Raw genomic sequence first — 14,170 nt, 5'->3', positions numbered from 1 at the left:
CACTCAAATGCGACGCAAAAACGGAGCAAGTTGCAGGCAAGTTTTATGAACATTTAGGTACTTGCGGAACACATATGGAACATATAGTGTCTGTTCTGGCTTTGTTTCACGACTCTGGGGTTCAACTTCGATGCTGACGCGCAAGCAACAGGAGCTTCTTCTCTTCATTCACGAGCGAATGAAGGAATCCGGTGTCCCTCCGTCTTTCGACGAAATGAAGGACGCCTTGGATCTCGCGTCCAAGTCAGGCATCCACCGGCTGATTACCGCGCTCGAAGAACGGGGCTTCATTCGCCGACTGCCTAATCGGGCCCGCGCATTGGAGGTCATCAAGCTGCCGGAGGCTTACAATCCGAGCCTGCAGCCCCGCCGCGGCTTTTCGCCGAGCGTTATCGAAGGCAGCCTCGGCAAACCGCAGCCGGTTGCGCCTCCGAAGCCGGCTGCGCATGCCGACAACGACAGCTCGGCTTCCGTACCGGTGATGGGGCGGATAGCTGCCGGCGTGCCGATTTCTGCAATCCAGAACAATACCCACGACATTACAGTTCCGGCCGACATGCTTGGCCCGGGCGAGCACTATGCGCTTGAGGTGAAGGGCGACTCGATGATCGAAGCCGGCATCTTCGACGGCGACACGGTGATCATCCGCAACGCCAGCACGGCAAATGCCGGCGACATCGTCGTCGCACTCGTCGATGACGAGGAAGCGACCCTCAAACGTTTCCGCCGCAAGGGCGCCTCCATTGCGCTTGAGGCCGCGAACCCGGCTTATGAAACGCGCATTTTCGGACCCGACCGCGTCAAGGTTCAGGGCAAGCTGGTCGGCCTCATTCGCCGTTATCACTAACGGCGGGCAGCTCGTCGTCAAACGTACCGCTTCGCCAGTTGTATGCCTGATGCCGCATCCAGGGGTGATCAAGCGTGGTATACGCGGCCGTCACGATGGGTGCTCCACATCTATCCGTATCTCAGCGGTGCCCGAGCGGCGCAAGGTTTCGCCGGTGAATAGCAGTGCGCCCGACCGGCATTCCGTCAGGCGAGCAGGCGTTGCGACAATATCGGCGGTGTCGCACGCAGCGCCGAAGTACACAGGGTTTTCGACGATTGTCAGGACGTAGCCGCTATCATGCGTGGCGGTGCACCAGGCAGAGAACCGCGCCAGTCCCGAGGAAGACCGGAGAGAACAGGAAGAACCGCCCATGTTCCATCTCCGTTGCCACAACCCGTCGAAACCACGATGAGCAGCCGAGAGTCGGTCGTACGCCGCGCTGGCCAGGAAACGAGTGATTGCGTGCGGAAGGCGCGGAGGCTTGGGAGCAGATTGAGCCCGGAGAAAATAACGCTCTGCCGCACGAGCAGGCGCATCGGCGCCGGGTCTCTCACCTCAAATGGCTTCAACCCCGGCATGCATCTGCGCCCAAAAGTAGCGGCCCTTGCAACCACAATGCAAGCTCGCGAGGCTTGAAGCAACAATAATCGATTGAAATCTGAAGGAAAATCGGAAGTCAGAAAAGCCAAGGATTATCATTAGCTTCTGCTATGCGCAGGGTTCATCGCAGCAGTGCCCAAAAGTTGATACTGCAATGCACAAAATGGCACCACGGTAACTTGGCATTCGGCGCGCGATCATATAGCTATCGTCGACGACGCTTAACCCTATGGCGCTTTTATGGCGCCAACCGCCAGTTTGGAGGATCAGAATGACGGAACAAAGCGCAACACTGAAAATCGGTGATAAATCAGTCGATCTCGCCGTCAAGAGCGGCACGATTGGCCCTGATGTCATCGATATCGGCGCCCTGTACAAGAATACGGCTTCCTTCACGTACGATCCTGGTTTCACCTCGACCGCATCCTGTGAATCGAAAATCACGTATATCGATGGTGATGCCGGCGTATTGCTTCATCGCGGTTATCCGATCGAGCAACTTGCCGAGCACGGCGACTTCCTCGAGGTCTGCTACCTGCTTCTCTACGGAGAACTGCCGACCGCTGCCCAGAAGAAGGATTTCGACTATCGCGTCACGCATCACACGATGGTGCATGAGCAGATGAGCCGGTTCTTCACTGGCTTCCGCCGCGACGCGCATCCGATGGCCGTCATGTGCGGCTGCGTCGGCGCGCTGTCGGCCTTCTACCATGATTCCACCGACATCACGGATCCGCATCAGCGCATGGTCGCAAGCCTGCGGATGATCGCCAAGATGCCGACGCTCGCTGCCATGGCCTACAAGTATCACATCGGCCAGCCCTTCGTTTACCCGAAGAACGATCTCGACTACGCCTCGAACTTCCTGCGCATGTGCTTCGCAGTTCCCTGCGAGGAATATGTGGTCAATCCGGTGCTGGCCCGCGCCATGGACCGCATCTTCATCCTGCATGCCGATCATGAGCAGAACGCTTCGACCTCGACCGTCCGCCTCGCCGGCTCGTCGGGCGCAAACCCGTTTGCCTGCATCGCGGCCGGCATTGCATGCCTCTGGGGCCCGGCTCACGGCGGCGCCAATGAAGCTGCGCTGAACATGCTCACCGAGATCGGCACCGTTGACCGTATTCCGGAATACATTGCCCGCGCCAAGGACAAGAACGATCCGTTCCGTCTGATGGGCTTCGGTCACCGCGTCTACAAGAACTACGATCCGCGCGCCAAGATCATGCAGAAGACGACGCATGAGGTTCTCGGCGAACTCGGCGTCAAGGACGATCCGTTGCTCGAAGTCGCGATGGAACTCGAGCGCATCGCACTGACCGATGAATACTTCATCGAGAAGAAGCTCTATCCGAACATCGACTTCTACTCGGGCATCACGCTGAAGGCCCTCGGCTTCCCCACGACCATGTTCACCGTGCTGTTTGCTCTCGCTCGCACGGTCGGCTGGATTGCCCAGTGGAATGAGATGATCGAAGATCCGGAACAGCGTATCGGTCGCCCGCGCCAGCTCTACATCGGCGAGCCGCAGCGTGATTACCTGCCGGTCTCCAAGCGCTAAACTGCGATAGCAGACAGCAAAAAGCCCGGTCAGAAATGGCCGGGCTTTTTCTTTTGAAGGACGTCGAGAACGATCTCTGCCGCGTGTTCTCCGGGCGGCTTCTCGGTCTGCATCCTCTGCCAGAGAACGTCAAACCCCTCCATCATCGCCCGCCGCGGCAAGGTGTCTGCCGAAAGCTTCTCCATCCAGCGTGCAAAGCTGCCGCCGCGGACCACGTCATTGATATATTCGGGTACAATCGCGTAATCGGCGATCAGGTTCGGGAGAGCCGCGCTCCACGTTTTGATCTTGCTGGTCATGAGCTTGATGATCCAGTCCGTCTTGTAGGCCGAAATGCAGGGAACCCCCGTCAGTGCCAGCTCGAGCACGACAGTCCCGGATGCGGCCATGGCCGCATCCGCTTCAGCGAATGCCTGCCACTTCTGCTCCGCGCCCGTCACGATCTCGGGCTTGGTCGTCCAATCCTTGACGAGATCACGGATCATGGATTCGCGGCGCGGCATGGTCGGCAAAACGAAGCGCACATCTCCGTTGCGGGCCACTAGCTCGCTCACGGCATCGCCAAAATGCGGCAGCAGCTTCATGATCTCGGACGAGCGCGAACCCGGCAGCAACATCACCGTCTTGCGGTCGCTTTCGTTTCGAGGTTTCGTCTGCTCGCGCTGGCGTCGCGCGCCCAGCAGGTTCGGATCGGCGGTCAAACGGTGACCGACGTAGGTCGTTGGCGGACCGCCCAACTTGCGCATCACTTCCGGCTCAAAGGGCAAGACCGCCAGCACCTGGTCGACATAGGCGCGCATGCGCTGCGCGCGGTATTCTTTCCACGCCCATACGCTGGGACAAACATAATTAACAACCGGCAGGTCGGGCAGCGCCGTTCGCACGCGCTTTGCGACCCTATGAGTGAAGTCGGGACTATCGACTATAATAAGCACATCAGGCTTCGCGGCTATGATCGTCGTCGCCGTCTCACCAATACGCCGAACCAGCCGTGGCAGTTTCGAAAGAACCTGCGTGATGCCCATGACCTGCAGTTCGGAGAAATCGAAAAGCGAGCGCAGGCCCTGCGCCTCCAGCCCCTCGCCACCGACGCCGATCAATTCCACACTGCCAGGAAACTGCCGTTTCAAGGCGGCGATCAGGTCCGCGCCCAAGAGGTCGCCCGAAACCTCTCCAACAATAATGGCAACTTTCAGTGAAGCCTCGCTCACGCTAGCCCCCAGGATGGCAATCCCCTATCCAGTCCGCACACGAAGATACCGGCCTCATCCGCAGCCTTTATGACAGCGTCACGCTCCAGGATCAGCGAGCGACCCGCCTCAATCGCCACGCCGGCCAATCCCGCCTGGCGCAGGTTCTCGATCGTCGAAATACCGATCGACGGCAGGTCCGCGCGGATATCCTGCTGAGGCTTGCAGAGTTTTACGAGCACTCCGCGCCGGCGCGCGGAAATCCGTCCGGCTGACCGCAGGTTCGCGACACGCTCCAGCATGCTGTCTGTGCCTTCCACTCCCTCGAGCGCGACGATACGGCCACCGACTGAAACCGACCCCTGACCAACGTCCAGCCTACCGAGCGCATCCGCCGCTTCTGCTGCTCGTACTATGTCCTTCGTGTCGTCGGCACTTGGCTGCACGGCGCCCAGTGGACCGACGCAGGCAAGCAGATCCGGTGCGATCTCGTGCGCGCCGACAACCCGGCGTCCATTCTCTTCGATCAAGGCGATGACCATGCGCAGCACCGTATCGTCGCCGCCAGCGAGCAGCGTACGGATTGTCGACGGCAATTTCGCGAGGGTCTTCAGTGTCGGCCGAACTTCGCGCCACTCCGGGCGCCGGCGTACACCACCAGACATGACAACGCGATCTATGCCGTTGCTTTCAAAGATCCGGTTGAGAGCGGCGAAGTCGCCGACGCCAATGACGGCGTGGTCAAAGTCTTCCCAAGAACGGTCGGCCTCGTCCTTCAGAGCGATGATGAAGGGGTTCTCGCCTGCTTGCCGCGCCGCAGTGGCGACATGAGACGGTAGAAGGCCGCTGCCTGCGATGATTGCCAAGCGGCCTTTTGCCATGTCACCAGCGAGAGCCAAGCATCACCCTTTCTGTCCCCTGGTCGGAGAGGAAAGAGCGCGATCGCTTTCCGCGGCGATAAAGTCGAGAATCTGAATGACCTGTTCGCAATCGGCAAACTCATCCCGGATCGCGGCGGCGTTGTCACGGATCGAACCGTCGCCTTCGAAGATCGCCTTGTAGGCGCGCCGCACCGCATGAATCGTCGCTCGGTCAACACCAGCGCGGGTCATGCCAACGACGTTCAGGCCGCTCAGAAGACCGGGATTGCCATTGAGCATGCCATAGGGAATGACATCATAACTGACCGCCGAGAGCCCACCGACAAAGGCCTGCCGGCCGACGCGCGTGAACTGATGCACGGCACAGCCGCCACCGAGAATGACACGATCCTCGATCGTGACGTGGCCCGCGAGCATCACATTGTTGGACATGATGACGTTGTTTCCGACCCGGCAATCATGGGCGATATGCGAATTCGCCAGGAAGAGATTGTTGTTGCCGACAATCGTCTGGCCACCGAAATCGGCAGTTCCCGTGTTTACCGTCACGCCTTCGCGGAAAGTGCAGTTGTCGCCGATCGTCAGGGTCGTCTCTTCGCCGCCATGATGAACGCTCTGGGGATCTCCACCGATAACGGCCATCGGGAAAATGCGGCAGCCCTTACCGATCGTCGTCTTGCCGGACACAACCGCATGCGCCAGCAGTTCCACATTATCGCCCAGCGCGACCTTCGACCCAACGTGGCAAAAAGGGCCAATCTTGACGTTCTCGCCAATCACGGCGCCATCTTCGACGACCGCCATGGCGTGAATGCTGGCGCTGGCTGCTATGGTGCTCATGCTTGATCCTTGCGAACGATCATCGCCCCGATGTCAGCTTCGGCGACGAGCGCTCCATCAACCTTAGCATCGCAATGGAACTTCCAGATATTACCGCGCTGCTTCTGTTTCTTCACGTGATATTCGACACGATCGCCGGGAATGACCGGCTTGCGGAAACGCGCATTATCGATCGTCATGAAGTAGACCAGATTCCCGGTTTCGTCTTGCTTCTTGGCGCAGATCGCTCCAGCCGTCTGCGCCATGCCTTCTATGAGCAGTACACCCGGCATAATTGGCGATTCGGGAAAGTGACCGGTGAAATGCGGTTCGTTTGCAGTCACGTTCTTGATGCCTACCGCGGATTCGTCGCCGTCAATATCGATGATCCTGTCCACTAGCAGGAACGGATAACGATGTGGCAGCAGCTTCATGATCTCAATGATATCTGCCGAAGAGAGCGAAGTCTTGGCTTCCTCAGTCATTCTTTTCTCCCGTTTTCTTGCTGCCCGTTGATCGCGCCAAAATCGCTGCCGTCTCTCGCAGAAAATCGTGGATCGGACGCGCGGGCACACCACCGTAACGTTCGCCGGCAGGTATATCTCCGATCACGCCGCTTTTCGCGGCGATCTGCACTCCGTCACCGATCTTGATATGTCCGTTCAGTCCGGCCTGACCGCCGATCTGCACGCCATCGCCAAGCACCGTGCTGCCGGCAATACCGACCTGGGAAACAATCGCGCAATGGCGTCCAATGCGGACGTTGTGGCCGATCTGTACCTGATTGTCGATCTTTGTGCCTTCGCCGACGACCGTATCATCCATCGTCCCGCGATCGATCGTCGTGTTGGCGCCGATCTCGACATGGTCCTGAATGATGACCCGACCGATCTGCACGATCTTGATCATCCCGCGCGGACCTGGAGCATAACCGAAGCCATCCTGGCCGATCCGCGCGCCGTTGTGAATGATGACGCCGTTGCCGACGAGTGCGCACAGCACGCTTGCGCCAGCCGCGATCGTACAATTGCGGCCGATCTTGACGTTCGGTCCGATGACCGCGCCCGCTCCGATATGTGTGCCCTCGCCGATTTCGGCATGCGCGCCGATGACCGCGAATGGCTCGACTGAAACCTTGTCCTCGAGCCGGGCCGTCGGATCAACGATCGCACGATCGGAGATACCGGAAGCTTCAGACAACAGTGCTTCAGGCCGCAGCGCCTTCGAATAGAGATAGCCCCCCGCCATGGCAAAGGCCGCATGAGCATTCTTCGAAATCAGAACAGGCAGATGATCGGGCACCAGTGATCTCAGACCGGCGCTGCAAAGCACGGCAGACGCCGCACACGTTGCGAGCTCGTCCTTGCTCTTCTTCGACATGATGTAACAGAGATCCCCCGCCTTCGCCCGGCTGACCGGCGAAACGGAACGGATCAGGACATCTGCAGTTTTGAGATCGGCAAGCTCTGCCCCAAGATATTGCGCCAACTCCGAGAGTTTCACGCCATCATGGGGCAGAAAAAAATCATTTTGCTCCATCGGCAAATCTCCAGAACGGAATTCGGTTTTACGGTTCCGGACTGCCGATATCAGAATTGGTTGTTTATGCCAAACTTGAAGTGCTGAGTCTTGTCGAAGTCTTCCTTGAGAACCGGAATAGCGTAGTCAACGCGCAGCGTGCCGAATGGCGACGCCCACATAAGACCAACACCGACAGAAGCGCGGAGTGATGCATCCTCACCATCGACTGCCTGGCCAAAGGTATCAACCTTGTTGCCGAACAGCGTACCTGCATCGGCGAACACTGCGCCGCGCAACCCGAAGTCACGCGGGAATGCCGGCAACGGGAAAGTTGCTTCGGCCGACACCGTGAAATAGGTCGTACCGCCAAGCGGATCGTCAGGATTGCCACCGCCGATACGCGGGCCGATGCCCTTGTTCTCGAAGCCGCGAATGTCGCCGTTGGTCAGCGTGAACTGGTCAAAGACGTTCAGGTTGTCGCCAAAACCGACGACATAACCCGCCGAACCCGCAATCGAACCGACGATATCGGCATCATCCGCCAGCAGGTGGTAATACCGTGCCTTACCGTAGATCTTATAGAACTCCGAGTCACCGCCCAAGCCAGCAATTTCCTGCGTGGCGCTTGCATAGATACCTTCGCGAGGCAGCGTCATGTCATCGAGCGTGTTGTAGGTCAGCGTCTGCGAAACAGACGACTTCACCCACGGACTGTCTTCAACGAGGTGCTGGTATGGCGCCGACAGATTGCTCAGCGAGCCCGAGGGATCATACTTCATCTGCTTGTAGTTATAGCGGAACGTTGTCGCCAGATCTTCCGTGATCGGCGCCGTCGCACGCAGTACACCGCTGTTTTCCTCGTAGTCGTAGTTGTCGTTGCTCGACGTTTCGCTGTGGTTAAGATCGAAACCGACAGCCAAACGATAGCCCAGGAAGTAGGGCTCCGTGAAGTTCAAGCCATAGGTCTGGGAACCTTCTTGACCGCCACCGGCGCTAACCTTGATGTACTGACCGCGACCCAGGAAGTTCTTTTCCTCGACAGATGCTTCGAGCAGCAGACCGTCGCCGCCGGCAGCATAGCCTGCGCCGATACCGAACGAGCCAGTCGCCTGATCCTGCACGTCAACGACAACAACGACGCGATCCGGCGAGCTGCCAGGCTGCGTGGAGATATTGACCGACGAGAAATAACCGAGAGCTTCGAGGCGGCGCTTGGCCCTCGTAATCATCTGCTGATTGAAGGCGTCGCCCTCGCTCATGTCAAACTCACGACGGATGACAAAGTCACGCGTACGGCTGTTACCACGGATTTCGATGCGCTCGACATAGGCGCGTTCACCCTGGTCAACCAGGTATTCGACGCCAATCGTGTTGTTACCCAGATCGCGGTTGCCGCGCGGCGTGACGCGCGCAAAAGGATAGCCGGCAGACGCGACCTGATCGGAGATCGCTTCCATGGACTTCTGAACTTCCTTGGCGCTGTAGACCTGCCCTTCGTGCGTGCGGACGAGCCCCTGAAGCTGCGCCGCATCAATACCGGGAACAGTCGACTGCACGGTCACGGCACCAAAATTATAGCGCGGGCCCTCTTCGATATTGAAGGTCAGCGTGTACTTGTTCGTTGTCTCGTCGAATGCCGCATCCGATGAGATGATGCGGAAGTCGGCGTAGCCGCGATTGTAATAGAACTGCCGCAGCGTCTCTTCGTCTGCACGGAGCTTGTCTTCGCTATAAACGTCCTTGCGGGTCAGGAACGACAGGAAGTTCGAGCGCTTCGTGTTGATGACCGAGGAGAGACGGCCGGAGCTGTAGGCATTGTTGCCAACGAAATTAATAGCGGCAATCTTGGTGCGATCACCTTCGTCGATGACGAAAGCCAGATTTACGCGTCCCTCACCGAGGGGCACAACTTGCGTGGTCACCTGAACCTCGCTGCGCCCGGTCGCGGCGTACGCATCCTTGATCGCCTGAATGTCCGATTGGATCTGCGCGTCGTTAAAAGGTCCGGCCGCGTGCGTCTTCACGACAGCAGCAAGCTTGTCATCCTTGATCTTGCGGTTGCCGTTGAAGACGACCTGGTTGACGAGCTGCGCTTCCTGGACGGAAACAACCAGCGTGCTGCCCGACACGGAAATCTTGACGTCCGAGAAATAGCCGGTGTCGTAGAGTTGCTTCACCGAGTCATCGATATCGGTGTTGGAGAAGCTCTGGCCAGGCTGGATTGTCAGGTTGGAGCGCACTGCTTCGGCGCCGACACGGCTTGCGCCGCGCACATCAATGCGCTGAATGACTGCAGCTTCTGCCGTCGTTGCCGAGACGAAAACCGTTGCACCTGCCCCCGAAGCAACAATACCTGCAGACAGCGCAACCGCCGATACTGCGTTCAAAAATCTTGAACCAGCCTTCATTTCACCCATTACCTTTTTTCTCGTCCCCGGCTCCAGGCGTCCCCCGATTCCGGCCACGTGTGTCGTTTTACCCGCTTTTGACATACAAGCAAGGGAGCAAGTTAATTTCTGTTTACTTCATTTCTAAGCGTGACGCATTCGCCACTACAGCTTTGAAACATCGTAAATAAACGGTAATTTTCCCTCGTCCAGCAATCAGCCAATCAAAGCACTTATATCGTTCCAGGTGGCAAAAACCATCAAGCTCAAAACCATCGCCAAGCCAATGCGGAACGCAATGTCCTGAGCAGACGAACCCAACGGCTTTCCCCTCACCGCTTCAATCGCATAGAACATCAAATGGCCACCATCAAGTACCGGAACCGGCATCAGGTTCAGTAATCCGATGGAAACCGACAAGACAGCAGCGAGTTGCAGCAAAGCTGCAACGCCCAACGTCGCCATCTGGCCGGAAGCCTGCGCGACGCGGATCGGTCCGCCGAGCTGATCTGGCTTCATATAACCGGAGACCAGATTACCGATATACTTGAAGGTGCCGGTAACGATGTGCCAGGTCTGGATCGTGCCTTCCTTGACCGCCTCCAGAGGCGAGTAAGTCTGGACCCGGAAGTGGCCGACGTCCTGGTTCGTGACAATGCCGATAAGGCCGATCTCGATCTTGTTTCCGAACTGATCGGTCATATCCGTCCGGGCCGGCACCATCGGCACATCCAGTTTCTCGCCGTTGCGCTCAATCGTCACGACGATCCGCTGCTCCGGTCGAATACTGACGTAGCGCCGGACGTCATCGAAAGTCTCGACCTTCGTGCCATCGATGGCGATCAGCAGATCGCCCGGCACCACGCCCGCTTCGGCTGCAACGCTGCCCGGCTTGACTTCTGCAACAACAGGATCGGCGACCGATCGACCGTAGATCGAGAAAAGAACCGCAAAAATCGCAATCGCGAGGATGAAATTGGCAATCGGGCCGGCGGCAACGGTTGCGGCACGCTTCCAAAGCTTCGCGCCGGCGAACGACCGCGCGCGATCTTCTTCCGACATCGCCGCGAGCTTGTCATCATCGGGCTTGCTCGATGCATCTTCGTCGCCGAAAAAGCGGACATAGCCGCCAAGCGGTATCAGCGAAAGTTTCCAGCGCGTTCCATGCTTGTCGGTGAAGCCGAGCAGTTCCGGACCGAAGCCGATCGAGAACGCCAGTACCCGGATGCCACTCCAGCGCCCAACAAGATAGTGCCCCATCTCGTGCACGAATACGAGCAACGACAAGACGAGGATGAAGGGCACCATATAGCCCGTCAGGAACGCCAATATACCGGTCAAGCCAAGCATCCGATCTTTCCGCCAGCCTTTGCAGACATTATACGCCGAACAGGGCTGCACCGAGCGACGTTATTTCGGCGCCCTTTATCAGCGAAAAAAGCCCAGCTAGCAAGAACGCCGCAAAGCAGGCAAAAATGAGCCCGTCGACACGGTCCATGACGCCGCCATGGCCGGGGATCAGATGGCTCGAGTCCTTGACGCCGAAGCGGCGCTTGATGAAGGACTCGAAGAGATCGCCGGCCTGGCTGCAGACCGACAGGATGAACGCGATCGGCGCCACCAGCACGACGCTTTGCGGAAATGCAAAATAGGCAACGAGGCTGCCGGCAATCACCGCGGAGACGGCGCCGCCAATGGCGCCGGACCATGTCTTTCCCGGAGAAATCTTCGGCGCCAGCTTCGGGCCACCGATTGCGCGGCCGACGAAATAGGCAAGAATGTCGGTCGACCACACGACCGCAAATACGAAGAGCATCGCAACAAGCCCGACACTGTCGGCACCGCGGATGCTCGAAAGCGCAATTCCGGTAAGACCGGCGTACACGATCCCCGTGGGAAACCAGCGCGACACGCCTGACGTAAACACGAAGCCGACAGCAATCAGGAAGAAAAGCACCAAGAGTAGCAGGGAGTGTCCCATCGTACCTGCAACGACCGCTACCGCGATCGCTGCCTGCCCTGCCCAACCGATTACATTGGCAACCGGCCGTTCCGTGGCAAGCTTCGTAATGGTCGACCATTCATAGTAGATCAACAGCCCGATCAATGCCGAGAGCAGGCTGAAGGCGACCCCACCGTACCAGGTAGCGAGCAGAACGATAACGGCAAGAATAGCGCCCGAGATAACGCGTAGCTTCAGCTCCTGCTGCATCAGGTGCCCACAGCAGCAGCCGTCTGTGCCACCAATCCGCCAAATCGACGGTCCCGCGACGCGAAGGTCTCCAACGCCGAGTAGAAAATCTCTCGGCTGAAGTCGGGCCAATACTCGGGAACGAAAATGAACTCGGAGTAAGCCGCCTGCCAGAGCAGGAAGTTGGAGAGGCGCTCTTCCCCGCTTGTGCGGATGATCAGATCGGGATCCGGGATACCTGCTGTGTCGAGCCGCGCATTGATCAGCGCGGGAGAAATATCCTGTGCCCTGAGCCGGCCTGCCTCGACGTCACGTGCAAGGCTTGTCATCGCACGAGCGATCTCGTCACGCGAACCATAATTGAAGGCGATAACGAGGGTGAGCGCGGTGTTCGACTTCGTCGTCTCTTCCGCGTCCACAAGAAGATCGAGGATATCGCTCTTGAGGCTGTGTCGGTCGCCAATCACTTTCACGCGCACGTTCTGGCGATGGAGTTCTGCCAAGTCGCGTCGAATGAAAGCCTTCAACAATCCGAGGAGATCGGAGACCTCCGTTTCCGGGCGGCGCCAGTTTTCCGAAGAAAAGGCGAAGAGAGTGAGGTATTTGATCCCCACGTCGCCCGCGGCGCGCACTGCCTCGCGCACAGCGTCGACGCCCTTTCGATGGCCCATCGTCCGCGGAAGTCCGCGCTGCTTTGCCCATCGGCCGTTGCCATCCATGATGATGGCAACGTGTTCTGGCACAGTCAAAAATGTTCGTTCCGACATTTCCCGTCCGGTTCTTGCAGCCAAGGCGCAGCCGCAGTACGCCTCAAACCTGCATGATTTCCTTTTCCTTGTCGCCAAGCAAGCGGTCGACCTCAGAAATCGTCTCGTCGGTCATCTTCTGCACACGATCTGATTGCGCCCGGCTTTCGTCCTGGCCAATCACACCATCCTTTTCGGCTTTCTTAAGTCCGTCCATGCCGTCGCGGCGCACGTGGCGAATCGCAACCTTGCTCTTCTCGGCATAGTCGTGAGCGACCTTCACCAGCGATTTGCGACGTTCCTCATTGAGCTCCGGCAGTGGAATACGCAAGTTCTGGCCGTCGATGATCGGATTGAGGCCGAGGTTCGATTCGCGGATGGCGCGGTCCGTCGCGTTGACCATCGATTTGTCCCAGACCGAAACCGACAGCATACGCGGCTCCGGCACGGTGATGTTGGCAACCTGGTTCAGCGGCACACGCGAACCATAGGCCTCGACCATGACGGGGTCGAGAATGTTGGCCGAGGCGCGGCCGGTACGCAGCGATGCGATATCGTGCTTGAACGCGGAAATCGCGCCATCCATGCGGCGCTTGAGTTCCTTGATGTCGATGCCTTCACTCATTTCATTGCTCCCGTCTTGGTAGAAGCTGCGGCAAACCTGCCGCCCACTCAATCAGTTATCAGAGACGACGGTCTTGAGGCCACCGCCCTTGAGGATTTCAGCAAAACCACCCTTCTCGTGGATCGAGAAGACGATGATCGGAATGGAATTCTCCCGTGCGAGGGCCACTGCCGCGACGTCCATGACGGCCAGTCCCTTGTCGAGGACTTCCTTGTGCGTCAGATGGTCGAAGCGGATCGCTTCGGGATCCTTTTTCGGATCAGCCGAATAAATACCATCGACCTGCGTTCCCTTAAAGATCGCCTCCGCTCCCATTTCTGCGGCGCGCAGTGCGGCTGCTGAGTCCGTCGTGAAGAACGGGTTGCCTGTGCCACCGGCGAAGATCACGACGCGACCGAGCGAGAGATGATACAGCGTCGCGCGCTGCGAAAAGCTCTCGCAGATCTCCGGCATGGCGATGGCGGAGAGTACGACCGTATCGATGTTCAACTTGCGCAGCGACGTTGCCAGCGCCAGCGCGTTGATCACCGTCGCGAGCATGCCCATGTGGTCGCCAGTGACGCGATCGCCGCCCTTAGAAGCCACCGCAACACCGCGGAAGATGTTGCCGCCGCCGACGACGACGCCGACTTCCACACCCATCTGCCGCGCTTCGGCTATGTCAGCCGCAATGCGGTCTGCGACCGCTACATCAATTCCAAATCCCTGGCTGCCCATGAGGGCTTCGCCGGAAGCCTTGAGTAGAACGCGTTTGTAGACAGGCTCTGACGACATCGTGGCTCCTCGTATATTACCGCTGTGTGCCGGATACACGAAGGGC

At 58.5% G+C, this 14,170-nt stretch carries 14 protein-coding genes; 2 read left to right on the top strand and 12 right to left on the bottom strand.

Going from position 1 to position 14,170, the window contains the following annotated elements:
- The first annotated feature begins 130 nt into the window (after positions 1–130).
- Positions 131–847, top strand: coding sequence for a transcriptional repressor LexA (gene lexA / locus K9B32_RS20555; protein ID WP_007790400.1), 717 nt, complete (start codon positions 131–133; stop codon positions 845–847).
- 90 nt (positions 848–937) lie between these two features.
- On the opposite strand, the gene K9B32_RS20550 is transcribed toward lexA, so the two are convergent.
- Complete coding sequence (locus K9B32_RS20550; protein WP_224565495.1) at positions 938–1,201, bottom strand: hypothetical protein; 264 nt, start codon at positions 1,199–1,201, stop codon at positions 938–940.
- Between the two features lie 499 nt (positions 1,202–1,700).
- Between K9B32_RS20550 and gltA the strand changes: the two genes are divergently transcribed.
- On the top strand, positions 1,701–2,990 hold the full coding sequence (gene gltA / locus K9B32_RS20545; protein WP_007790396.1) for a citrate synthase: 1,290 nt from the start codon (positions 1,701–1,703) through the stop codon (positions 2,988–2,990).
- A 29-nt stretch (positions 2,991–3,019) separates the two neighbouring features.
- Here the strand turns inward: gltA and lpxB are convergent, their stop codons facing one another.
- The 11 genes from lpxB to pyrH all read right to left on the bottom strand — a co-directional run bounded on the left by lpxB (position 3,020) and on the right by pyrH (position 14,124).
- Entirely contained in the window at positions 3,020–4,201 is a 1,182-nt protein-coding gene (lpxB, locus tag K9B32_RS20540; protein ID WP_224565493.1) for a lipid-A-disaccharide synthase, read from the bottom strand.
- Positions 4,198–5,079, bottom strand: coding sequence for an LpxI family protein (locus K9B32_RS20535; protein ID WP_224565491.1), 882 nt, complete (start codon positions 5,077–5,079; stop codon positions 4,198–4,200). The genes lpxB and K9B32_RS20535 overlap by 4 nt, the downstream gene beginning before the upstream one ends.
- A gap of 3 nt (positions 5,080–5,082) precedes the next feature.
- Positions 5,083–5,901, bottom strand: coding sequence for an acyl-ACP--UDP-N-acetylglucosamine O-acyltransferase (lpxA, locus tag K9B32_RS20530; protein WP_224565489.1), 819 nt, complete (start codon positions 5,899–5,901; stop codon positions 5,083–5,085).
- Positions 5,898–6,365, bottom strand: a complete 468-nt coding sequence (fabZ, locus tag K9B32_RS20525) for a 3-hydroxyacyl-ACP dehydratase FabZ (protein WP_224565487.1) — start codon at positions 6,363–6,365, stop codon at positions 5,898–5,900. The genes lpxA and fabZ overlap by 4 nt, the downstream gene beginning before the upstream one ends.
- Positions 6,358–7,419, bottom strand: a complete 1,062-nt coding sequence (gene lpxD, locus K9B32_RS20520) for a UDP-3-O-(3-hydroxymyristoyl)glucosamine N-acyltransferase (RefSeq protein WP_224565484.1) — start codon at positions 7,417–7,419, stop codon at positions 6,358–6,360. Before lpxD ends, fabZ begins: the two co-directional genes overlap by 8 nt.
- A gap of 50 nt (positions 7,420–7,469) precedes the next feature.
- On the bottom strand, positions 7,470–9,809 hold the full coding sequence (gene bamA, locus K9B32_RS20515; RefSeq protein WP_224565641.1) for an outer membrane protein assembly factor BamA: 2,340 nt from the start codon (positions 9,807–9,809) through the stop codon (positions 7,470–7,472).
- Between the two features lie 195 nt (positions 9,810–10,004).
- Positions 10,005–11,138: an RIP metalloprotease RseP gene (rseP, locus tag K9B32_RS20510; RefSeq protein ID WP_224565482.1), complete on the bottom strand. Its 1,134-nt coding sequence runs from the start codon at positions 11,136–11,138 to the stop codon at positions 10,005–10,007.
- A 28-nt stretch (positions 11,139–11,166) separates the two neighbouring features.
- Positions 11,167–12,000: a phosphatidate cytidylyltransferase gene (locus K9B32_RS20505; protein ID WP_224565480.1), complete on the bottom strand. Its 834-nt coding sequence runs from the start codon at positions 11,998–12,000 to the stop codon at positions 11,167–11,169.
- The gene (locus K9B32_RS20500; RefSeq protein ID WP_224565478.1) at positions 12,000–12,746 is read right to left on the bottom strand and encodes an isoprenyl transferase; all 747 of its coding nucleotides are present in this window, start codon (positions 12,744–12,746) and stop codon (positions 12,000–12,002) included. The genes K9B32_RS20505 and K9B32_RS20500 overlap by 1 nt, the downstream gene beginning before the upstream one ends.
- A gap of 43 nt (positions 12,747–12,789) precedes the next feature.
- Positions 12,790–13,350 carry a ribosome recycling factor gene (gene frr, locus K9B32_RS20495; protein ID WP_007790369.1) on the bottom strand — a complete coding sequence of 187 codons (561 nt, stop codon included), beginning with the start codon at positions 13,348–13,350 and terminating at the stop codon, positions 12,790–12,792.
- A 51-nt stretch (positions 13,351–13,401) separates the two neighbouring features.
- On the bottom strand, positions 13,402–14,124 hold the full coding sequence (pyrH, locus tag K9B32_RS20490) for a UMP kinase (protein WP_007790366.1): 723 nt from the start codon (positions 14,122–14,124) through the stop codon (positions 13,402–13,404).
- Positions 14,125–14,170 lie beyond the last annotated feature (46 nt).

The sequence above is a fragment of the Rhizobium sp. 3T7 genome (assembly GCF_020166565.1).
Lineage (GTDB): Bacteria > Pseudomonadota > Alphaproteobacteria > Rhizobiales > Rhizobiaceae > Rhizobium.
This window is presented reverse-complemented; position numbering and strand designations above follow the sequence as displayed.

Bases quoted from the DNA above. Each gene is read 5' to 3' on its own strand.
- lexA (WP_007790400.1), top strand. From the start codon at position 131: ATGCTGACGCGCAAGCAACAGGAGCTTCTTCTCTTCATTCACGAGCGA.
- K9B32_RS20550 (WP_224565495.1), bottom strand. From the start codon at position 1,201: ATGGGCGGTTCTTCCTGTTCTCTCCGGTCTTCCTCGGGACTGGCGCGG.
- gltA (WP_007790396.1), top strand. From the start codon at position 1,701: ATGACGGAACAAAGCGCAACACTGAAAATCGGTGATAAATCAGTCGAT.
- lpxA (WP_224565489.1), bottom strand. From the start codon at position 5,901: ATGAGCACCATAGCAGCCAGCGCCAGCATTCACGCCATGGCGGTCGTC.
- fabZ (WP_224565487.1), bottom strand. From the start codon at position 6,365: ATGACTGAGGAAGCCAAGACTTCGCTCTCTTCGGCAGATATCATTGAG.
- lpxD (WP_224565484.1), bottom strand. From the start codon at position 7,419: ATGGAGCAAAATGATTTTTTTCTGCCCCATGATGGCGTGAAACTCTCG.
- bamA (WP_224565641.1), bottom strand. From the start codon at position 9,809: ATGAAGGCTGGTTCAAGATTTTTGAACGCAGTATCGGCGGTTGCGCTG.
- rseP (WP_224565482.1), bottom strand. From the start codon at position 11,138: ATGCTTGGCTTGACCGGTATATTGGCGTTCCTGACGGGCTATATGGTG.
- K9B32_RS20505 (WP_224565480.1), bottom strand. From the start codon at position 12,000: ATGCAGCAGGAGCTGAAGCTACGCGTTATCTCGGGCGCTATTCTTGCC.
- K9B32_RS20500 (WP_224565478.1), bottom strand. From the start codon at position 12,746: ATGTCGGAACGAACATTTTTGACTGTGCCAGAACACGTTGCCATCATC.
- frr (WP_007790369.1), bottom strand. From the start codon at position 13,350: ATGAGTGAAGGCATCGACATCAAGGAACTCAAGCGCCGCATGGATGGC.
- pyrH (WP_007790366.1), bottom strand. From the start codon at position 14,124: ATGTCGTCAGAGCCTGTCTACAAACGCGTTCTACTCAAGGCTTCCGGC.